The sequence below is a fragment of the Spirosoma fluminis genome (assembly GCF_054778895.1).
In genome coordinates, this window is record NZ_BAAGZD010000011.1 from 60,537 (window position 1) to 82,090 (window position 21,554).

At 52.2% G+C, this 21,554-nt stretch carries 21 protein-coding genes; 8 read left to right on the forward strand and 13 right to left on the reverse strand.

Features of this window, described 5'->3' with window-relative positions; genetic code table 11:
* Positions 1 to 164: 164 nt before the first annotated feature.
* On the reverse strand, positions 165 to 740 hold the full coding sequence (locus ACYVBJ_RS14475) for a fasciclin domain-containing protein (protein WP_460983021.1): 576 nt from the start codon (positions 738 to 740) through the stop codon (positions 165 to 167).
* A gap of 231 nt (positions 741 to 971) precedes the next feature.
* Here ACYVBJ_RS14475 and ACYVBJ_RS14480 point away from each other — a divergent pair, with 231 nt between their 5' ends.
* Entirely contained in the window at positions 972 to 1,892 is a 921-nt protein-coding gene (locus ACYVBJ_RS14480; RefSeq protein ID WP_460983022.1) for a universal stress protein, read from the forward strand.
* 108 nt (positions 1,893 to 2,000) lie between these two features.
* Complete coding sequence (locus ACYVBJ_RS14485; protein WP_460983023.1) at positions 2,001 to 2,357, forward strand: hypothetical protein; 357 nt, start codon at positions 2,001 to 2,003, stop codon at positions 2,355 to 2,357.
* 583 nt (positions 2,358 to 2,940) lie between these two features.
* Here ACYVBJ_RS14485 and ACYVBJ_RS14490 read toward each other — a convergent pair.
* Positions 2,941 to 5,118, reverse strand: a complete 2,178-nt coding sequence (locus tag ACYVBJ_RS14490; RefSeq protein WP_460983196.1) for a PAS domain-containing protein — start codon at positions 5,116 to 5,118, stop codon at positions 2,941 to 2,943.
* Between the two features lie 396 nt (positions 5,119 to 5,514).
* On the opposite strand from ACYVBJ_RS14490, the gene ACYVBJ_RS14495 reads away from it, so the two are divergent.
* The gene (locus ACYVBJ_RS14495; RefSeq protein WP_460983024.1) at positions 5,515 to 9,021 is read left to right on the forward strand and encodes a carboxypeptidase regulatory-like domain-containing protein; all 3,507 of its coding nucleotides are present in this window, start codon (positions 5,515 to 5,517) and stop codon (positions 9,019 to 9,021) included.
* A gap of 18 nt (positions 9,022 to 9,039) precedes the next feature.
* Here the strand turns inward: ACYVBJ_RS14495 and ACYVBJ_RS14500 are convergent, their stop codons facing one another.
* On the reverse strand, positions 9,040 to 10,056 hold the full coding sequence (locus ACYVBJ_RS14500) for a cation diffusion facilitator family transporter (RefSeq protein ID WP_460983025.1): 1,017 nt from the start codon (positions 10,054 to 10,056) through the stop codon (positions 9,040 to 9,042).
* A 184-nt stretch (positions 10,057 to 10,240) separates the two neighbouring features.
* Between ACYVBJ_RS14500 and ACYVBJ_RS14505 the strand changes: the two genes are divergently transcribed.
* Together ACYVBJ_RS14505 and ACYVBJ_RS14510 are read left to right on the forward strand one after the other, a co-directional pair.
* Complete coding sequence (locus ACYVBJ_RS14505) at positions 10,241 to 10,789, forward strand: NUDIX domain-containing protein (protein ID WP_460983026.1); 549 nt, start codon at positions 10,241 to 10,243, stop codon at positions 10,787 to 10,789.
* 129 nt (positions 10,790 to 10,918) lie between these two features.
* Positions 10,919 to 11,560, forward strand: coding sequence for a LysE family translocator (locus ACYVBJ_RS14510; RefSeq protein WP_460983027.1), 642 nt, complete (start codon positions 10,919 to 10,921; stop codon positions 11,558 to 11,560).
* Between the two features lie 89 nt (positions 11,561 to 11,649).
* On the opposite strand, the gene ACYVBJ_RS14515 is transcribed toward ACYVBJ_RS14510, so the two are convergent.
* Positions 11,650 to 13,215: a GH3 family acyl-acid amido synthetase gene (locus ACYVBJ_RS14515; protein ID WP_460983028.1), complete on the reverse strand. Its 1,566-nt coding sequence runs from the start codon at positions 13,213 to 13,215 to the stop codon at positions 11,650 to 11,652.
* A gap of 104 nt (positions 13,216 to 13,319) precedes the next feature.
* Positions 13,320 to 14,096 (reverse strand): 5'/3'-nucleotidase SurE, encoded by a 777-nt coding sequence (gene surE / locus ACYVBJ_RS14520; RefSeq protein WP_460983029.1) that lies wholly within the window; start codon positions 14,094 to 14,096, stop codon positions 13,320 to 13,322.
* A 327-nt stretch (positions 14,097 to 14,423) separates the two neighbouring features.
* On the opposite strand from surE, the gene ACYVBJ_RS14525 reads away from it, so the two are divergent.
* The 3 genes from ACYVBJ_RS14525 to ACYVBJ_RS14535 all read left to right on the forward strand — a co-directional run bounded on the left by ACYVBJ_RS14525 (position 14,424) and on the right by ACYVBJ_RS14535 (position 16,515).
* On the forward strand, positions 14,424 to 15,329 hold the full coding sequence (locus tag ACYVBJ_RS14525) for a LysR substrate-binding domain-containing protein (protein WP_460983030.1): 906 nt from the start codon (positions 14,424 to 14,426) through the stop codon (positions 15,327 to 15,329).
* A gap of 147 nt (positions 15,330 to 15,476) precedes the next feature.
* Positions 15,477 to 15,710, forward strand: a complete 234-nt coding sequence (locus tag ACYVBJ_RS14530) for a hypothetical protein (RefSeq protein ID WP_460983031.1) — start codon at positions 15,477 to 15,479, stop codon at positions 15,708 to 15,710.
* Positions 15,711 to 15,717: 7 nt separating this feature from the next.
* Positions 15,718 to 16,515: a hypothetical protein gene (locus ACYVBJ_RS14535; protein WP_460983032.1), complete on the forward strand. Its 798-nt coding sequence runs from the start codon at positions 15,718 to 15,720 to the stop codon at positions 16,513 to 16,515.
* 70 nt (positions 16,516 to 16,585) lie between these two features.
* Here the strand turns inward: ACYVBJ_RS14535 and ACYVBJ_RS14540 are convergent, their stop codons facing one another.
* From ACYVBJ_RS14540 to ACYVBJ_RS14575, 8 genes are read right to left on the reverse strand one after another with little or no spacing between them, the layout of a single operon-like run.
* Entirely contained in the window at positions 16,586 to 17,038 is a 453-nt protein-coding gene (locus tag ACYVBJ_RS14540) for a lysozyme (protein ID WP_460983033.1), read from the reverse strand.
* Positions 17,035 to 17,484: a hypothetical protein gene (locus ACYVBJ_RS14545; protein WP_460983034.1), complete on the reverse strand. Its 450-nt coding sequence runs from the start codon at positions 17,482 to 17,484 to the stop codon at positions 17,035 to 17,037. Before ACYVBJ_RS14545 ends, ACYVBJ_RS14540 begins: the two co-directional genes overlap by 4 nt.
* Positions 17,481 to 17,939 carry a hypothetical protein gene (locus tag ACYVBJ_RS14550; protein WP_460983035.1) on the reverse strand — a complete coding sequence of 153 codons (459 nt, stop codon included), beginning with the start codon at positions 17,937 to 17,939 and terminating at the stop codon, positions 17,481 to 17,483. The genes ACYVBJ_RS14545 and ACYVBJ_RS14550 overlap by 4 nt, the downstream gene beginning before the upstream one ends.
* Before the next feature lie 2 nt (positions 17,940 to 17,941).
* Complete coding sequence (locus tag ACYVBJ_RS14555) at positions 17,942 to 18,301, reverse strand: hypothetical protein (RefSeq protein ID WP_460983036.1); 360 nt, start codon at positions 18,299 to 18,301, stop codon at positions 17,942 to 17,944.
* Positions 18,302 to 18,345: 44 nt separating this feature from the next.
* Complete coding sequence (locus ACYVBJ_RS14560) at positions 18,346 to 20,562, reverse strand: hypothetical protein (RefSeq protein WP_460983037.1); 2,217 nt, start codon at positions 20,560 to 20,562, stop codon at positions 18,346 to 18,348.
* Entirely contained in the window at positions 20,562 to 21,035 is a 474-nt protein-coding gene (locus ACYVBJ_RS14565) for a hypothetical protein (RefSeq protein ID WP_460983038.1), read from the reverse strand. The genes ACYVBJ_RS14560 and ACYVBJ_RS14565 overlap by 1 nt, the downstream gene beginning before the upstream one ends.
* A 16-nt stretch (positions 21,036 to 21,051) precedes the next feature.
* Positions 21,052 to 21,234 carry a hypothetical protein gene (locus ACYVBJ_RS14570; protein WP_460983039.1) on the reverse strand — a complete coding sequence of 61 codons (183 nt, stop codon included), beginning with the start codon at positions 21,232 to 21,234 and terminating at the stop codon, positions 21,052 to 21,054.
* A gap of 3 nt (positions 21,235 to 21,237) precedes the next feature.
* Positions 21,238 to 21,552, reverse strand: coding sequence for a hypothetical protein (locus ACYVBJ_RS14575; RefSeq protein ID WP_460983040.1), 315 nt, complete (start codon positions 21,550 to 21,552; stop codon positions 21,238 to 21,240).
* Positions 21,553 to 21,554: the final 2 nt, after the last annotated feature.

A 21,554-nucleotide genomic window follows, 5' to 3' on the forward strand; every position in this document is an offset into this window, starting at 1 on the left:
TCTCAAAAGATTAGGTAAAGCTTAAGCAATGCTTAGAATCTGGTTAGAAAGCAGGCGGAGAATCGATGTGCGTACTGATTTCAGACAATTTTTCCCTAGGCCCAGGCCATCATTAATTTGGAATATAATCCATACATCTGTCGCTTCTCGTAGGATGTCTATCGTTAACGAACAATCGGCCCTTTGTTGACAACCCGCTGCAAGACCCGGCTGATGGAGTAAACAACTCCGTTTGTGGCACGGATGTCTGCCTGAACAACATCGGCTACCGTACCCCGCCCGTCTTTGATGGTTATGTCATTGCCCTGTTTGTGAACCACTAAAATTTGTCCGGCCAGGTTGGTGAGTGTCTGTCCATCTTTCAACTGATCCGAGGTGATTCTTCCGTTCACTACGTGGTAAGCCAGAAACTGAACAAGTCGTTTTTTACTCGACGGCAACAGCAGTTCGTTTAGATCGCCATCCGGGAGTGTTAAGAAAGCCGCATTTGTTGGGGCAAATACGGTGTATGGCCCCTTGCCGTAAGCCTGTTTAAGCAGACCTGACGCTTTCAGCAACTGAAGCAATGTGGTGTGGTTGGTTGATTGAGCCGCGCTGAGCCCCAGGTTTGTGCCGGTTTTCACGCCACTGGCTTTTACATCAGTGATCGTCGGACTACTGCGTTGAGCGTCTGCGGGTCTGGCCAGTACCAGTAATGTCAAACTGAAAAGGCCGATAATGAGTTGATAATTGATTTTCATAACGAAACGACGGGAACATCTTACAATAGGAAAACCGAAATTATCATCAGGTGTTCAGGATTTGCCATCCCCGCAGTTTCGCGCAAACCCGGAAAAGTACCGTTCACATCGCCGGGACAAAGAACTCTAAGCAAATTCTAAGGCTGGCTTAATTTCTTCTTAAGATTAAATATCGTTTTTGGGATTCTCAGTCTGCAATGCCTGGCAGGAGAAGGATAAAATTCAAGTCGTATGAATAGTCTGCCAATAGAGAGGGTACTTATTTTCACAGATTTTACCGAAACATCGCTCAATGCCCTGGCCGTTGCCATTTCATTTTGCCGCCAGCACCAAACCGCGCTTCATTTATTATGTGTATTACCGCCCGAAACAGTTGGTGTAGACGCATCTGATAAATTAGGGTCGGCGTTGGCGGACCATCACCTTATTCGGGAAGGAGAAACGATGATTCAGATGCTGGCCCAGGTAACAGCTCAGGAGCAGGGAATTTTGTGTTCAGGTAGTTACCAGACGGGGCTGGTTCATGAAGAAGTAAGCCGGACGGCCTGTGGACTCAACGCTGAACTGATTGTTATGGGTACGCGCGTCGGCTCAGGCTTTCAGGCTTACCGTACAAACAACGACGCGTATCAGGTTATTAAATCGGCACCCTGCCCGGTGCTGACGGTACCCGACAATTACCAAATGGCTATGTTCCATCGTATTCTTTTTCCGGTGCGTCCCATCCCCAATGCAATTGATAAATATGAATTTGCGCGAAAAATTATCCGTCGGGACAGCATTGAACTGACCGTGTTGGCCCTTACTGTGCCTGACGAGGTCGTTAGTATAGACCAGTTGGAGGATTCACTTATTGATCTGGACAAAAGGCTTGCTCAGGATGGAATCAAGAGCCAGATCTTATTCTGTCCAACGGATACGATGGCTGAAACGGTCCTGAAGAAGGCTGATGAATTGCAATCCGATTTGCTCGTTATTACCGCCAGGCTTGCTACGACAAGCGATAACTTTTTTATCGGACCTTTCACCCAGCAGATCATTCACAATGCCCATATTCCCGTACTGGCAATACGGCCTGAATCGTATGTTGAACCGGAAAAGCCCGTTTCACCAGAAGTACAGCCCGACGGACTGAAAGCTAACGATGACTGATGGATAAAGTCGCTGTTTCCAGCAGTATAATTTCATCAACCGAAACCATACCATAGCGGGCTGCAAACAGATCCGGCCGCCTAACTTTATAAGTAAAATGCCTTGATTATGAACAAAAAAGCACATATACAGCGGGTAGCCGACTGGGCCAGAAGCCACGGTTTCGTTGACATAAAAGCCAATGCCGATGGCTATGAAAAACCGATCACGTACGACAGGCAACAAGATGGTCTATCGTTTACGCCGGATGTAACGGGCAAACAGTTCAACCAAAAGTCTTACTTTGAACTAGTTATTAAAACCGATGAGATAAAACCCCTGACATCTAAACTAAAACTCTTAAGTCAACTTGCCGCCGTTCGGGGAGGTCAACTTTACCTGATGGCGCCAAAAGGCAATTTGCCTTTCGCTAAACTGATGAGGGATAGCTGTCAGATTTCCGCCGAGCTGGTTCATTTACCCTAACTGTTGGGTGCTCGTTTTCTCAGCAACTGCCAAGCTTGACTCTACCCTAATGCTGCCCAGGATAAAGTCAAGCTAAGACAATCCCGATATATGAAGAAGGATATTTTTCGTAGTAAAAATTATCTGTTTCTTTACTTAACGCAGTGGTCACGTAGCAGACGTTCGTTGCCGTAGTAAGCCCTTCACTAGTGGTGAGGGGCTTTTACTTTAAGCGAAACTCAGGTGGAGGGATGAATGAAAACGACCGCTTGATGAATCGTTGGATGGCGGTAAAAAAGAGGGGGTGGGAAAGGAAAGGGAGTAAACGAAAGAAAAAACGGCCCCAATTCACTAGGAAGGGCCGTTTTTTGCTAGTCATTGAATACAACCTGAATTGAAAAAAGCAATGTCTTTACTAGTCTGTCGAAAAAGCGAGTGAGTCAAAATTGGCAAATAAAAAGATTTAATACAACTATTCTGATAAAATAAATGCCAGTATTTATTGTACGCCACGTGTTGCTAGGCAATGATGGACTTCTTCCAGGACAAAACAGGTAGGTGCTTACGAAAAGCCGGAGCCGGATGCATTACGTATTGGGGGCACTTAGGCAGGTAAATAAATATGGAAGGTGGCTCCCTGACCGGGTTGGCTGGTAGCCGTAACTGCGCCCCCGTGGTTGGTGACTACTTTTTCGCAGATGGCCAGGCCAATGCCCGTACCGGCATATTCACTACGCCCGTGAAGCCGCTGAAAAACCTGAAACATGCGATCCAGGTACTTTTCCTCGAACCCGATCCCGTTATCGGCTACCTCAATACGGTGATACATAGTGGCACTACGGCCGGGTTTAACAGCAGGTGGTAGCTGATTGGCCGTGATTACGCCCGTCCTGATCTGAATGACGGGTGGTACCCCGGTCCGGCGAAATTTCAGGGCATTGCTCATCAGGTTGCTGAACAACTGGCCCAGCTGGGAGGCATCGCCCACGATGGTCGGCAGAGGGTCTATGAGCACATTGGCCCCAGTTTCTTCAATAATCAGGTCTAAGTCCGTCAAAACCGAATCAACTACCTGATTCAGCGGTACCAGATCGCCCGCTTCGCGCTGGGTCGATATGCGGGAGAACGTCAGTAAGTCGCGGATCAGCACCGACATCCGCCGGGCGGCCGACTGCATTCGTTCGAGGTAGTCGATCTCATCGCCGGAGGATACGTCATAGCGCATTTTCAACAGATCGCCAAACTGCTGAATTTTGCGAAGCGGCTCCTGCAGATCGTGCGAGGCTACGTAGGCAAACCGTTGCAGGTTTTCGTTCGAGCGCAGCAGCAGGGCATTGGATTCGGTTAGTTCCTGGGTCGTATCCGCCAACTCTTCGTTGATGGTGACGTATTCCCGGTTGGCCGATGCCAGCTCTTCGTTGGTGGCCATCAGTTCTTCGTTGATAGCGGCTAATTCTTCGTTCAGGCTGGCCAGTTCAGCGGTGCGCTCCTGCACCTGCTGCTCTAGTTCGGTGGATGCGTTTCGGTACCGCGCTTCGCTTTCTTCGAGTTGCTGCCAGGCCCGTACCTGCTCCGTTACGTCAATCGCCATCTCAATTATGGCGTACACCTCACCATCTGTGTTCAGCAAAGGCTTTAAGCTGAAATCAAAATAATACGTACCCGCTACGTTGTTGATGGTCAAATCAGCCGGAGCCGACTTCGCTTCAAACGCTTGTCCGCTCGAAAATACCTGGTCTAACAAGTCCAGGGCTTGCTGGTCTTTCGGTTCAGTTAACACCTCGCGGATGGGTTTGCCGAGGATGGAAGGCCCTTTGCCGAAATAGCTGATCATGGTATCGTTGGCCAGATCGATGCGCATCTGAGGGCCGACGAACAAACACGTAGCTACAGGGGACTCTTCGATGAGAGTCCGGAACTTGGCTTCACTCTGCTCAATCTTCTTACGCGTCAGCACCTGCTGGGATACATCCTGACAAATGATCATAACCCCGGTGATTATCTCGTCGTCTTCTCTGTAAGGCTGATAAGTCAGATTGAGGTAACCTTCCTGACGCTCGCCGTTCGCGTACACAGAGTAAGACTGTTCATACAGATAAGCCGGCTCACCCGACAAACGGACCGTGCTGATGATGTTCTGAAAAGGGTCAGCGGCTTCGGATAGAATATCGAACAGGGGTTGATCCTGCAACTCCGCCACCGTTCGACTAACCAGTCGTCCGTAGGACTCGTTAACGATGCCTACCCGCATTTCCTCACCGATGACTACTACAATACCCACCGGGACTTTCCGCACCAGATTCTCAAAGCGCTGCCGCGACAATCTAAGCTGATTGAGGGTCAGGACTTTGTCGGTCGTTTCGGTGCAGGTAACAAACACACCCGCCGGCTGCCCCGACTCATCGCTGACCGGGCTGTAGCTGAATGTCCAATAGACATCTTCGAGCTGGCCATTCCGGTAAATCGGCAGCAACTGATCTTCGCTCCAGGTAGCGCCCTGACCCGCTAATACCTGGTCAATCAGGGGTTTGATCAGGGGCCAGATTTCGGGCCAAACCTCAGATCCTGGCCGACCTAAGGCCCAGGGATGTTTGCCCGTATTGCCCAGACTGGGCCGGTAAGCATCGTTATAAAAACAAAGCAATTCGTTTCCCCAGAAAAGAAACATGGGAAACCGGGAGTTGAGAAGAATACTCAGCGTAGTCCGTAAACTTTGGGGCCATTGGTCCGGGCTACCCAGCGAAGTACTTGTCCAATCATATTGCCGGGTGAGTTGACCCATCTCGCCACCGCCCTGCAAGAACGGGTAGTGGTTTGTTGGCGACGTGTTGTGCACAGTTAAAAAAATAAAGTTGACGCTTACAAAAAGTAAACTCCGTTATGCACAAACATAAGGGGTAAAGGTGACAAATCGAAAGCAGAAACAGCCCTGAATCTTCGGAGAAGGCGTATACGGCTTGCGCTCGCATTCGTTCGCACGAATGACTCCGGTTATCCTGCGAAGGGTAACCAAATTTCCGGGTTGGAGGTGGAAATTACTGACTTGGCGGTCGTCATTTTCTCTCCGTGTGTTACCAGCTCCTGAAGTTGCTGATCAGCACACGGGTTGCGCATTACATACATAGCCGTGGATTGGCTGGTTCTTTCTAACTTAACGGTTCCTAACCCAACTTCTGCCATGCGATCGTTCCGGTGCTTATTAGTTGCCTGTTTCTGGTTTGTTATAGAGGCTCCGGCTCAGCAATCGGTGGTCTCGCTGACGGGACACGTACTTGATGCGGCCAGTCGTAAACCCGTTCCATTCAGCACCGTGTACATAAACAATAGCACACGGGGGACTACAGCCGACTCGAACGGTGTCTACCACCTGACGAACGTACCGCTGGGGGATGTGGAAATCGTGGCGTCGGCGTTGGGGTATAAGGCCGCTCGCCAGGCATTGCGGTTAACCAGTACCCGAACCCGTACGATTGACCTTGTGCTCGACCCGACCGGCCACGCGCTGTCGGCAGTTACGGTTACGGCGCGGCATAGTCGGGTATGGATTCGCCAGTTTCGCCAGTTTAGCCGGGAGTTGCTGGGCAGTCGACCGATGGCCCGCGAGTGCCGAATCACCAACGAAAATGTCTTGTCGTTTACCGAAGAAAAAGGCCGGTTGACCGCACAGGCTGCCGAGCCGTTGGTTATCGAAAACCTGGCCCTTGGCTACCGGCTGTTTTATGATTTGCTGCATTTCGATGTCTACCGAAATCGGATGCACTTCGCCGGAGCGGCACGTTTTGAAGAAATACCGACCACAGACACGCGGCAGCAGGCCAAGTGGCGGGCAAACCGGCTTAAGGCGTACGAAGGATCGTTACGTCATCTGATGAGTAGCCTGCTATCGGGTACGTATGAGCAGGAGGGATATGTACTATACAAGACACCTTTGCTGCTCAACGATGGGCAGACGGAGGCCCTACTGCCCAGAGTCCGGACTGTCGACCGTCAGCGCATCAGCCTTCCACAGGCATCTGCTTTGTTTAAACCCGGTGAACTGGCCTTTGAGCGTCGGTTCGTTTCTGAAGACGCTATCGAGGTGTACTACGACCGGATTTACACGCGTAACTCGCCCTACGGCGATTCCCCGGCGGCCTATTCGGTGCTGTTGCTGCCCGATAACGAGTTTTCCGTGACCACCACGGGGACTATTACCCAGCCTAAAGGGCTGGATGTGCGCGGTTACCTGGGCAATGACCGACTGGCCACTCTGCTCCCTGCCGACTGGATGCCTGCCGATAAAGAAACACTGGTCGCTATCGATATAAAAGCCGGACGACCCGTAAAAACGGACGGTCAAGCCGATTCGTTACGGGCTGAACGTCGTCGGCAACGTAGTCGGACGGCACCGCTGGTGTACTTGCATACCGATAAATCACTGTACGCTACCGGCGATCATCTGTGGCTGAGTGCCTACGTGCTCGATCCGGTCAGGCATCTGCCCGTGTTAGGACATAGTGGTAAGCCCATGCACGTTGAATTGATTGCCCCCGATGGGCGCTCGCTTGTTCATCAATGGCTACCGGTAACCGACGGACGGGCGGGCAGCGAACTCTGGCTGTCCGACACAATCCGTTCAGGCACGTATCGATTACGGGCCTATACCGACGCCGACTCGCTGACGAGTGGACCCGGGTTTGAGGGAATATTTTCGATCCTGAGTAGCCGCCAGCCTGGACTGCCAAACGAGCAACCAGCCAGAGCAGAGAATCCAATGTCGCCTGCTGCATCACCTGGTCTGGCGAGTCAACAGCCCGATGTGCAGTTTTTAGCGGAGGGCGGACGCTGGTTAGTGGGTGTACCTGGCCGGTTTGGAATAAAAGCCCTTAAACCTGACGGGCGTGGTTTTGCCTTAAGCGGTCGAATCGTTGATGATACGGATGCCGAAGTAACTCGCTTTACCACAAATCGACTGGGGATGGGGCACGTATCGCTCAGTCCGCAGCCGGGTCGTAGCTACGTCGCTGTGTTCGAGTCGCCAACGGGTTTAGCACAGCCCCGAGTTGCATTGCCTCCGGCCGAAACGGAGGGCATGACCCTGGCGGCCGACATCCTGTCAGACAGCAGCCGTTTAGGGATAACCGTTCGGGCTACGGGTCGCTTTGCCGAACAACCCGTGTCTATTGCCCTGTACAACCAGGAGTTGCTCGTTTACCGCGAGACCTGGCAGATACGTAAAGGAGAACTTCAGTTTGCCTTACCGGCAACGGCCCTGTTGCCCGGCGTTAGTCGGCTGACCTTGTCGGCGGCTACGGGTCAGCCATTGGCTGAGCGGTTGGTGTTTGTCCCCGAGCGGAATAGCCCCTTGCAGATGCAGGTAGTAAAAGGCAAGTCGCGGTACGCCAGTCGGGATACCATGGCCGTTGGATTACAATTGCGCGATGCCGATAATTACCCCGTTGTGGCAACGTGGTCGGCTTCGGTTACGGACGCCGATCAACTCCCCGACGATAGCGCAACGACGGATTTTCGGACCTACCTCTTATTGACAAGCGGCCTGCGCGGGCCAATCGAGTCACCAGCGTATTACCTGGATAATGAGCACTTAAGCGATATCGATGATTTGCTGCTCACTCAGGGCTGGCGTCGGCTACCGGCTCCTCAACCGGCTGACTCTACGGCGGGCTGGGCAATCAGCGGGCGAGTTCGCGATGCCCGTGGTAACGTAGTAAGCCAAAAAACGGTAATGCTATCGTTCGAATTTAACGGGCAGAAACTGGTGCGTGGCCTACCAACCAATGAGCAGGGCAATTTTCGGATGAATGGCTTGCTGATTCCGGGTAAAGTTCAGCTAAAAGCCTGGGTGCCTGACCTGCCCAAAGCGACCGTTACCTTCGATTCGCCAGGGCGGCCGTTTGCCAGTCCGGCTTCGCCCATTCTGAACGAACAGCCGCTTCTGGCTTACCTGAATAAGGCCCGTATCCGGCAGACGGATGATCCTGCGTATTACCGCGATTCCAGTGCCCGGCAACTGGCTGAAGTTGTCGTGCGAGCCAACAAGCCCTCAACTGACCGGTCGGCCGATAAGGGGTTCAGTATGCACGGAGACGCTGATGCCATCTTGACCGTGGATGACAATAACAATTTTACTAATCTATTCGAGTTGATGCGAGGACGATTGCCCGGAGTCAACATTGTAGAGGTAAATGGTGAGTATGCTGTTACTATTCGCGGAATAGGAAGTTTCGGTAATAACTCTCCTTTGTATCTGCTCGATGGGGTATATACCAATTACGAGATGATCAGAAATGTTGACCCCCGGACAATCAGCCGCGTTGAGTTGTTGAAAAACGCGGGTACCGCCGGTATTTACGGAGCCAGGGCCGGTTCGGGGGTGATTGCCATATACAGCCGGAGTGGGAAAGAAACGCCGGAAGCACCACCCGCCAGTGCCGAAACCTGGGTATGGGGACTAGCGAGCCCGCGTGAGTTTTACGTTCCCCAACATAAGGCAGACCAAACGGCTTCCCAACCCGATCACCGCGACGTATTATACTGGAATCCGATTGGCTATACTGATGCCGATGGACTGGCGAGGCTAATGGTGCCACTCAACGACACCGCTCAGCGGGTACGTATTGTCATGCAGGGGCTGACCAACGAAGGGGCACCGTTTTCGTTTGTCTGGATATTACCCGTACGCTAGCCGGTATTCAGTGGTTCATCAGCCTTGCGTCATGCCCGGCAAGGTGAGTGGCACAAAATGCTTTTGATTCAGGGGCAGATTTTCGGCCGTCCAGTCTACATCGCGGACGAAGGCGAACCCCCGCACGGGGCAATCGGCCACGCGGCAGTAGTGGCAGCAGGCTTGTTCACAGGGGTCAGTATGTACGAAGATTTCTACTTCGTTGTTAAAGCCGGCTTTTATCGTATCTTCAAAATGATGCACTTCGTCATGCACCTGGTTCAGCTCCCAGTAATAAGGTAGTGTCAGGTGGCAGTCCACGTGCAGGTCGGCCCCGTACTTCTGAACGCGCAGGTTATGCACGTCAATCCAGTTCCGGTCTTTGTGGACGTTGAGCAGCGAAACCACCCGGTCGAGCGTTGGCAGGTCTGTTTCGTCCATCAGGCGGGCCACCGACTGCCGGATCAACTGAAAGCCATTATAAATGATCACGAACGACAGCACCAGCGACAGTACACTATCAACCCACTGCTGACCCGTCAGGGCTACGACCGCTACGCCTACCATCACTACCACACTACTGAACGTATCGGTCAGCAGGTGCCGGCCGTCGGCGGTTAAAGCCAGCGAATCGGTTGTGCGGCCCGTGCGCACCAGCATCCAGCCCACAAAGGCGTTGGCCGCGGCCGTTCCGCCAATCAGCGCCAGCCCCACATCGAGGTTACTCAGCACCTTGGGTTCGTAAAAGCTGAGGACAGCCTGCCAGAGAATAACCAGACCAGCCGACAGAATCATGGCTCCTTCAAAGCCGGAGGACAAAAACTCGACTTTGCCGTGTCCATACGGGTGATTCTGATCGGCGGGTTGCCCAGCCAGATAAATGCTGTAAAAGGCAAAGCCACTGGCGATTACGTTGACGATGGATTCGACGGCATCGGTCAGGATGGCCGTTGATGACGTAAGAAAATAGGCCGTGAATTTGAGAGCCAGCAGGATGATGCTCAACCCCAGCGAGACGCCCATCCAGCGGTATTTTGTTTTTTGACTGGCTCTCATCAAGTTCAGGAAATGACGTCTGTAAACGGGTTTGGGTCCAGGAGTAATCTGGGGTTATTGGCACCTGAGCAGTCGTTCGAACCGACACCGCAGTCAGCGAATGTCGGTAGCGATTGAGCTGCGGAGCCATACAGATTCAACAAAGATAACGATTCCTGAAGGTAAAGTCCGTATTTTCGTTCGCATGAATAGGACTGAAAATCCCTGGCAGACGCTGAATTCGTCGGTCAAATATGATAATGACTGGTTGTCGATCCGGCACGAAGAAGTCGTAACCCCCGCTGGTACACCGGGTATATACGGAGTGGTGAGTTTCAAGAACAAAGCGGTAGGCGTTATTCCGATTGACGCCGAAGGCAATACGTACCTGGTTGGTCAGTATCGCTACCCCCTCAATGAATATTCCTGGGAGATTCCCGAAGGTGGCTCGCCCGTCGGTACCGATCCGCTCGAATCCGCCAAACGCGAACTGAAAGAAGAAACCGGCCTGGAAGCGGGTCAGTGGACAAAAGTTGCGCGGATTCATACCTCCAATTCAGCCACCGACGAAGAAGGATTTCTCTACGTAGCCGAGAACTTGGTGCAGGGTGAACACGCGCCCGAAGAAACCGAAGATCTTCGCATCTGGAAACTTCCCCTGGCTCAGGCCGTTGAGATGGCCATGACGAGTCAGATCACTGATTCGCTGAGCGTTAGCGGTCTTTTGATGGTGGCCCGGCTTCGGGGTATCTAACAGTTGAGACGTTATCAGGTTGTAGAAATAAAGTTGCAGCAGGCTGATTTCGTCCTAAAGGGCACCCCTGCAGGCTACCTTTGCAACTTGATAACTGTAGCACTGTATAACTTTACAACGTAACTACCTGTGTTTTTACCTATTCTATACGGGTTTCTGGTCGGTGTGGCGCTCTGCCTGACGTTCGGAACCGTTTTTTTTGCGCTAATTCAAAATAGTGTCGACAACGGATTCCGTTCGGGGCTCAAAATTGTCTTTGGCGTCATCATCGGCGATATTCTGTTCGTGCTGGCAGCTCTGCTTGGCACGGCGTTCATTCCTAAAATGCAGGGTTTTGAACACATAATGGCTATTGTCGGCGTGTTGTTCCTGATCGCCATGGGCCTGGTGAACATCCTGAAGGGCACGCCCCGGCTGGCCTACCCACAAACCCGCTTTGGTAACTTTGTGTATTACTTCACCACCGGTTTCTTTCTGAATGCCCTGAATCCAGTCAATTTCGTGTCGTGGGTGGCTATTGTCGCCTACATCCGCTCGCACCTGCACTACACGGTGGCTGAACAATACGGGTTTATGGGGGCCGCTCTGGTTGGCGTTTTTGTGACAGAAACCGCGCTGGCTTATTACGCAAACCGACTCAAACGGCTCTTTACGCCCCGGGTCGTCACAATTTTCAACCGGGTAACCGGCTTCGTGTTTCTGGCCGTAGCCACGCAGATTTTTTACACGCGCCTGTACCAACCCCTAGTCGCGCTGATGGAACGATGGTAATAGGGGAGTGTAGCAGAGGGAGTAAGTGCAGTGAGGTCAGACTGATACAAAATCAGGAGGCTAACTACTCACTGCACTCCACGTGCCAGCTACTTCTCCGCGCTGACGAAACCGTTTTTCTGCAAAAAGTCCTGCCAGTCGGCGATGAGGCCTTTTTTCAGAACACGCGGAAATTTGTGCTGACCGCCCATCTTGCCCTTAGCCTCCATCCATTGATAGAACGTAGCGGCAGGCAGCACCGTGACCGTTACGTCTTTTAAGGCGTGTTTTCGTTCAACGGCATAGTCGTCGTTGAGTTCTTTCAGCCTGGCGTCGATCCGGTCACGAACGGCCCCGGCATCAACCGCATCGTCGGTGCCAATATACCAGTGGTGGGCGAACAACGTATCGTGCGCTACGCCAGCGACGGTAAACTCCCGCACCGAAATCCCCAGCTCTTCGGATACCATCTCGATGGCTTTGTTCATATTGTCCACAGAGAGGTGTTCGCCACACAGACTCAGGAAGTGTTTGGTACGGCCGGTGATCACAATTTCGGCCTTCCGTTTCGAGACAAACCGGATCGTGTCGCCGATCAGGTAGCGCCAGGCTCCCGAGCAGGTCGAGATCAGTAAGGCGTACTCTTTTCCTTCGTCAACCTCGTCGATCATCAGCGTTTCGGGCTGGTCGACCAGTTCGCCGTCAGCCGAAAAGTTTTGCTCATTGAAGGGGACAAATTCGAAGAATAAACCTGTGTTGAGCACCAGCTGCATACCCTCCGCATTAGGGTGGCTCTGGTACGCAATGAAGCCTTCGGAAGCCAGGTAGGTTTCGATATACGTTATGGGGTGGGCGAGGAGCTTCTCGAAACCCTGCCGATACGGCTCAAACGAGACGCCACCGTGGCAAAAGACCATCAGGTTCGGCCACACATCATGAATGGTTTTGACGTTATAGCGGGCAATGATTTTCTCCATCAGCAGCTGAATCCAGGCCGGAACGCCTACTACGTAGCCAATGTCCCAGTCACCCGCCTGTTCGGTAATCTCATCAAGTTTAAGCGCCCAGTCCCGCTCCTGCGCAATCTCGCGGCCGGGTTTATAGAACCGCTGAAACCAGAATGGAATCTGGCTGGCCGTAATGCCGCTCAGGTCGCCCTCATAATGGCCTTCCCGCAGGTCCAGGTTTGTGCTGCCGCCCAGCATCAGATAGCCTTTTTCGTAAAGCGTGGAAGGAAGGTTCTGGTAACGGCCCAGGGTAAGAATCTGGCGAATGCTGGTTCGCTGGATGGCCTTCGACATGGACTTGGTAACCGGAATGTACTTCGACGCGGCTTCCGAGGTGCCCGAACTGAGCGCAAAATACTTCACCCGGCCCGGCCAGGCAATGTTTTTTTCGCCCGCCAGCGAGCGTTTCCACCAGCCATCGAACATCTTGTTATAGTCGTGGATAGGCACGTACTGCTTAAACTTCTGGTAGAACTCGGTGCTGGTGCCGAACTCAGCGGCACTCACCAGTTCCTCGAAGTGATACGTCGCGCCAAATTCCGTAAACCGGGCTTTGGTGACGAGCTTCCGGAGCACTTTACGCTGCTGTTTCAGGGCGTTGGCTTTCCGGAGCCGGACCGCATTCGTGAGTCGAATGCCGTTTTTTAGCATACTGCCTAATAGGGCCATGTTGTGAAGTCGTCATTATTGTCATTCGTTGTCATTTTTGTTTTTGCTATCACCAACAACCAATGACGATGAATGAGAACAAATGACAGTGAATGACAACTACTCTATAAATTCCAGTTCCGTAATGCGTCCATCATGCTGTAGGCCGTCAGGTCATACTGACACGGCACAACCGATGTATAGTTCTGGGCAATGGCGTACTCGTCGGTGTCTTCGGCGTGCGTATCGAAGTTAACAAAATCGCCGGCCAGCCAAAAATACCGGCGACCGTGCGGGTCCCGGCGCTCGTCGAACACTTCCTGCCACTTGGCGTTGGCCTGCCGACAGATCCGGATGCCTTTCAGGGCCTCGGCCGTTCGGGCAGGGAAGTTGACGTTCAGGGCCGTGCCGCGTTCCATACCCCGCTCCAGCACCGTCCGGGCGATGGCCTGTACGTGCTCGTGCGTGTGCGAGAAGTCGGGCTGACGGGTGAAGTCGCTCAGCGAAAAGCCAATGGCCGGAATCCCTTCAATGGCTGCTTCAATGGCCGCCGACATCGTGCCGGAATACAACACGCTGATGGACGTATTGCTGCCGTGGTTGATGCCGCTGACCACCAGGTCGGGCGAGCGGTCTTTTAATACGTGGTGTTTTGCCAGCTTCACGCAATCGGCGGGCGTGCCGGAGCACTCATAAGCCGGTACGTCGCCGAAAATGTCAGAAGGGTAAAGGCGTATGGGGTTGGCAATGGTAATGGCGTGCCCCATGCCCGACTGCGGACTGTTGGGGGCAACAACGACGACCGAACCAAGTTCTTTCATTAACTGGACAAGCGTCCGAATGCCGTGCGACGTAATGCCGTCATCATTCGTGACTAAAATCAGGGGTTTTTGTTCCGCCATAGTAAAGTTGTAGTAGGTTTGTCAACGCCCGACCCGATACGCTGATTGTGTCTGAAATAGAAGCGTCAGCCAGTCGCCGTTGACGGCTATCCTGCGCCGTAAAACTACGCAAATGCGGCCTATTCCTTGTTGCATTCAGGGTTGAGGTGGTCGTCATACACTAAATAAACCAGCTCGGCCCGCGACTGTCGGGGCCAGATTGCCGGATACCGGGCACGTTCTCTGGTTGTTATGTCTCGTTACCAATCGCCAGCGTCCGGCTGGTGAGCGCGAATTCCAGACTCGTTGCCGTAAATTTGCTGACTCTTTCATCAACCCTGCTGAATCATGCTCTCATCCCGCCACCTGGTTTTTATGGAGGTTGCTCGTCAGTTGAGCTTCACCAGAGCGAGCCAGACGCTGTTTCTGAGCCAGTCGGCCATCAGCAAGCATATCAAATCGCTGGAATATTTTTATAAAACCGGCTTGTTTGAACGGCATGGCAATAGCATCAGCCTGACCAGGGCGGGACAGACGCTGTACGCCAAACTCCAGGAAGCCGACCAGCTCCAGGACGAGTTACACCAGGCGCTGCAACTGATCAACGAGGAGTTTCGACCCCCAACCAAGTTAGCCATCGGAGCCAGTACAACCATTACGTTGTATGTGCTGCCGCCCGTGCTGTCGGCGTATCTGCGTCAGCACCCGACCATTCAACTCAGCGTCCTGAACCGGAATTCCGATAGTATTCAGAATGCCCTGCTCGAACACGAGATCGACGTGGGCATTGTGGAGGGACGGGCGCAGATCAATACGTTAACCTATACGCCGTTTATGACCGACGACGTACTGGCGGTCTGTTCGGCCCGAAGCGCGTTGCGGGAGCGCACACTGACGGTGACTGATCTGCCCGATATTCCGCTGGCGGTGCGTGAAAATGGCTCCGGTACGCTGGCCGTCGTGGAAGACGAGCTGAAAAAGAAAGGACTCAGCCTGGCGTCGTTGCGGGTGCTGATTCGGCTGGGCGGCACCGAAGCCCTCAAGAACTTTGTGCTGGCCGATACGTGTCTGGCGTTCCTGCCCCGGCGGTCCATTCTAAAAGAATTGGCCGCGGGCGATCTAGTGGAGGTTCCGGTCAGTGACCTGACACTGCAACGTACGTTTTACTTCATTCAGCGCAAGGGCACCGAAAACAACCGCTTTGTAAACCTTTTTATTCAGTTTACCCGGCGGCATTATTCCGTTGTGGAATAATGTCAAACGTTAGCATTCCACTGATTTATAGCTAATTAACTGATAGTTAGTAGCCTATTACTGAAATATGGATGAAACCTAATAGGCATTTTTTGCCCGATCTTTTATCGGCTGATATTCTTAATTTCTATCTTAGAACCGAAGAATATGGAAATCACTCATGACGTCTTACTCAGGTTAGGCTTTATTGAAATACCTAATCGACTAAACCGCTACAGCTACAAAGGGGTAACCGGTCGGCTCGAACCCGAAGAAGGACGGTTCGTTTTTCATGGCTTGAGCTTCCCTGTTGAACAACTTTCAGACCTAAAGTACCTACTGATGTTGATTGATTATAATCACCAGGTAACCTTACAACCTTACCCGTTTCACCAGAATTAATCAGTAAATGAAATTTCTACTACTTACTGCATTCGGTCTATTAGCTTCAATTAACTGTTTTTGCGCTCCTTCTCCTGTTGACTCACTAAAGCAACAACAAGTTGCGATGGCTAAGAAGTTGGACAGCTTGTCGATAGGATTACAAAGGGTAACTAGAACCAATGATTCGCTTAACAAGGAGCTGTACTACTACCGAGCTAAAGACGATTTCTACGTAATGGCGGTAGATAGGCAAGGTAGTCATTTTGAGTGGTTACTTGGGATAGCAATTGCAGTTGCCGGGTTTTTCTCCTATAATTATTTCAATCGCCGTATCCAAAAGGTATCAGACAAATGGAATAAACAATACTTGAAAAGTAAAGATGCAATTCTGTCTTTAGAAGAAAATCTAACTAAAGAAAGGCGCCTGTTTTATCTCGAAATTGCCTTCATGTATAACAACTCTGTGGAAAAGGATTCCCCTAAAAATGGCAATTTTAAAGAGTTAGTTGCTTCAATTACTATTTTAATGGGCGCTGTTCACTATCTAATGCTTGCTTTCAGTCTGGATGTAAAAAGCAAATCCAAAAAGCTCCCTACTGAAAGACTTTTGTTAGTCATACATAACTTACAAACAATCACTTTTTCATTAGAACATTTGGCTTTAACTTCACCAGAAGGGGTTCAATATCGACAGAAGTTTACCGTTGAGCAAAATTGGATATTTAAAAAGTTAGATGATGTTATAGTTGCTAACATCCCTATTGTTAGTACGAAGACTTATAATATAAAGGAAGCACTTTTAAGAATTCGTTTAGAACAATAAGCGTATTACAAATAATCACAAAAAAGCCCAGACGCATCACATCAGGGCTTTTCTATTCCTAACCTAATTGTTAACTGAAATAAAAATCTGCTTCGCGTTTGCGCCGGGCTACCAAAACCGTTAGGTCTCGTTTCTGCCCATTTACGGTGCCCTTGGTCCAGCGCATAAACTGCGTTCGTATGGCAGGACTGTTGGGGTCGTTATTAATGACCTTCAGCAGCGTTGATCCCAAAAAAGCGCCAGTACCTACGTTGAAAACAAAACTGGTCAGCGCATCAAACTGGTTTTGGGTTAGTGGTTTTTCGATTGCCCGGTTCACCACCTTTTCGAAGCGGTTTAAATCCTCGTCCAGCAGGCGCAAGGCTTCGGCATAGGTAATTACCTTGCCCATCACTACGTCAGGTCCGGTATGTCCAATTCCTATTGTTGGCACACCGACTTGATCACGGTATGCCTTGAGTCGGCACCCTTCTTCGTTTTTGATGAAGTCGATACCTCGGAGAGAAATCTGATACGTATTCATAAAACTAGTTTTACGGTGAGTACTGTAACGGTTACGGCTCCCACTACGGCCAACGCATCACGAGCCGTTCGGCCTACCTGTTGCAGCTTGCGGCCCGCCCAGGTCTTGGGTTGTTTCCCCTCGCAGTCCTCCAGCCTGATTTCTGACTTGTCAGCCCGGCTCTTCTCGATATCATAGCTCCGGGTCACGCGCTTGATGGTCTGATTCTGGACGGCAATCGTATCGTTGGCGGCCTGCAAAGCATCCTGCAAGCCCGAAATGGCTTTACTACCTTCAGTGGCCAATCCATCCGCTCTGGTGTGTTCGGATTGATATAATCCCCACCAGTACTCGGGCGACCGGCTCAGATACACCGGCATGGTCTGCTGAGCGAACAGCTGATGAGTGCCCAGCAAGGCCAGCACCGTCACCAGCACTAATACGTATAGGCAGGTTCGCTCTTTCATTTCGCGTAGTGTTTGAATTGCTCCAGGGCCTTGCGTGTGCTGTCGGGAATCTCGATCAGCCGGGCCGTATCGGGTAGGGTGACAGAAGTTGAGTTATCAATCTGCCCTTCCTGACGCTTGATGTCAGCGCAGCTGCCTACCAACCATACTAATAAAGAAGCAGCCAAGGCCGCTCCCGAAACCTTTAGAACCGCAGGCTGTATCTGCTTTTTCAGAATCAGATACGTGATATAAACCAGGGCCAGCACCCCAACGCCGGTAAAGGCAACAGCCGCTGCATACTCGTAGAGCCGCTGGCCTTTGAAGCCCACAAAGAACACGCCCAGAAAGAAGGTCGATAAGGCAACGAGCATGTAGCGGATGATGCCTGGCGTGTCTTTATCCAGATCGTAAGCAGTGGCCACCAGCGAAATGGCTGAGGCCAGACAAATGATTTGAGCAATGATGATCCACATGGTTACGGTTGTTTTTTTAGGGTAAGTACGGATTTAATAAAGGTAACGACACTCGCTGCGGCTCCGCCCTCTTCAATCTGCTTTCCGTCTTTGGAAAGACCGATCAGCCAGCTGTTTGAGAGGTAGCCAAACAGCCCACCCAGCGCACCCAGGGGCTTAGCCGGAGGGACGATGCCGAACCAGCTCAGGGCGTATTCGACGATGTAGATAATGCACATCACCACGAAAAAGGGAGCAAATGAGGAAATTAGCCCGTGCAGCACGTCCACCTTTTCTCCTTTTCCGGCGCGGATAATCGTGCCTACGTAGACGGCCAGCGCTACGAATGTGTCGATGCCGACTACGTTAATAATGTCTTCCATTTGCTTACTTAAGTACGGTGAGTGGTAAATAAATTAATTGGCAACTAGAACGATCGGCGCTTAACGAGAATTTCAAATTCGGGCAGGTCAGCCAGCGCCACCGAACCGGATACGGAATACGTATTGATGGACAGCACCTGTGCGCCCATGTACAGGGCGTTACTGCCTATGTATTTCATAGTTGCTGTCCCGTTCGTGAAGTTGCTGCCTGTGGTGTTCGTCGGTGCAGTCGTTCCCGACGTACCGCCCGTCACCACCTGATACACTCGGTTGGGTGAAGCGACTACGGTCAGTACCCGCCCAGCTGTATAGGCGCTCGAAGCCGTCCATGCATCCGATGTGTGGCTTTCGCCGGTCAAGACACCTACACTGCCACTGAGTTGATCCAGACGACGATAGCCTTCCTGCATCAGATTGACGTTGAAAATCTGATTGTAGTTGCCCGTCAGCACCTGGCTAATGCCGAGCATACAGGTGCTGCCTGAATACTTCTTGTTCACCCGTATTTCAATGCTTTCAATGCGCGAGTAAAACGGCATTTCGTAACCCGCTCCACCGCCAGCCGTCCACTTTACGTCCCGCTGGGTGAGTCGCATTTGCTTTACGTCAGTCGCCGACTGATTGCCCGCCCACCGTTGGGACGTTTCATTCCAGAGCCGGAAGCCGGTTGGCCAACTGTGATTGCCCCGATCAACGACGTTTTTGATGTTACACCATTTCCACGTCTCACCCACCACCGGAGCGGGCCAGGTACCCGAAATCACAAACGCCCCCTGTCCCGAGTTGTACGTGGCGTCGTAACTAAAGCCGGTTACGTACCCTCCCTTATCCCCTTCCTGCTTAAAGACTCTTGTCCCGATTTCCATGCTGCGCACGGCCAGCATACTTGCGTCGTTAAAGCTGCTATTGGGCACCTTGATGTCCGTGCCCGAAATATTGGTAATCGTCAGGCTTTGGAAAGAACCCAGATCAATCAGCGTCGTATTGGGGTAGGCTGACGAGACCGAGAAATCAAGCTGATCTAACACCACTTCCCGGATCGGATAATAGCTCGGGTGGTAGTTGATGGGGTGGAAGTTGGTCGGCTGGGTATCGCCCCGAAGCCGCGACCGTTTCACCTCGTACGCTCTGGGTGCTATCCAAAGCGACTGCGCTAATTCGCAATCTTCAATTGATACGAACTCAACACCACTTGCCCCAGAAACCTGACCTTTGAAAGCCGAGTTTTTGTAGCGTACCGTGCTAACCAGTTTGTCCAGCTCCGAACTGCCGCCAAAAATTGTGTTTTCGACCAGCACCGTCCGATTTTCCGATGCCCAAACCCAACCCGTTTCCGAACTGACGTTATTGAGTACTAGATTTTCTGCACCGACCACGATCGGACTATTGGCATTGCCCCCGGTCGAATCGCCCAGTACACCGTTAAAGAGTCCGATGTTGGTGGCGTAATTCGAGGTATTCCCATCCAGCGGATAGATTCTCGGTTTTCCCGACGCCATACCTAAGATGCCAGGCACGTCCCACCACGACGAACTGTAGCTATACTTTAGGGGCTTGACCAGCGTGATCACACCCGTACCCGCATTGACCGACTCCACCACGTTCCACTCGTAGAACCGGACGCCCGGAGGTGCCCCATTTCCCACTTGATCAAAACCCCACAGAAACACGCGCTTTCCTGCACTGTAGTTACTGATCTGAGCGGTTGTGGTTAAGGTGATTGTCTTACTGCCTGCGGTGATGGTGTTAAACAGGTGAGACGCGTTATACGTCTTGGTTCCTATATAAGATAGGACATTGTTTTGAAACAGTTCCCCCATGTTTAAGGGTCTGGCCAGCGCATCATCCGTACCCGTATAGATCGTTTTGATAGTCGAGCCGTTCAGATGTACGTCTACTTTATTAATGCCATACAGCCAGCGATTGTTGCTACTTAAGATGGTACCCGGCCCCGGCATGTGGACGATGTACTTGGGCTTGCCCGTGCCCGCCAGCGTCGATCGCAAGAGCATCAGGCCGGTGGCGTTATCGGCTGTGCCGTCGGCTACGATGTTGTACGGCGCGTTACCCGCGTAAATGACCATCGGCGGACCGCTGCTACCTGCACTAGGCGTTGCCCAGCCCACGGCATAGTCGGTGCCTGCGGTTTTGGCCAGCACCTGTCCGGTTGTTCCCCCGGCAGGCAAGGCACGGCCGAAGAGGGCTTTTATGTCCACTCCTACGGCCGCTGCCAGTGCTTCCACCCGTTGCTTTAAAGTCATTAGGCTTTCGCTGTGTTATAGATCGAGACAAAATCCGTATCGGGGTTACCGATCCCGATGTTGGCACAGGCCTGCGCCTGCTCCAGAGCCGTGAACGTCTGCGAGGAGTCAACCCGAACCCGTTTCCCGAGTGCGGTGGCCGTCGTGGCTGCGAAGTTGGCATCGCCCCCCAGCGCATCCGCCAGCTCTTTCAAGGTGTCCAACGCAGCCGCCGAGCCGTTCACCAGAGCGGCCGTAGCAGCCGCAATGGCCGTGCTGATTTTGGTCGATGACCAGGTTGTCGACGTACCCGTTGTGCCGTCGCTAATGTTAGTGGCCGAAGCAACGGCCGCTTGCAACTCATTGAGAGCCGCTACCAAACTGGTCTTGGCGGCTGTATTCAACGAAGCCAGATTGCCCTGATTGGTCGTCAGGGTTTTAATGTCGCCCGCAATGGCCTGGGCTAGGCCGATAATCCGCTGTTCCTGCATCATGATGGTAAGTACTTGGTTACGATTGTTTGAAAAGTTGATAAAAGCCGGCATAATCGGGCGCTTCCTGGTCACCCGCTCCGTAGACATGATCCGTTGTCACGATGACCTCCTGCTCGGGAATTTCGATCGAGACCGCATCCGAACCGGCCGGATCGCCCACGATCTTGATTTCATCCGATACCCGTACGTTGATGTCCATAGGCTAGCTGATGGTTAGTTGTCCGGTGAAGTATTTCTTACGTGCCCCATCCGGCGCGATAAGCGATAGTGACCAGCTGGCTTCCCGGTTGACCAGATCATTCAGTTGATTCTGGGTCAGCGTGAATACCAGCTTGCCTTGATTGATCGTCAGGCCAGCACCAACGCTCAGGCTCAAATCCGGCTTACCGGGCGTGGTGATGCTGACCTGGGCCTGCCACTGATTGGTCAGGGCGAATGGCCAGCTGAACTTCTTAGCGAAATCGGTGCCCACATCGTGTTCGATGTGCAGGGTAGCGGGGAGATTGACGAGTTTCATAC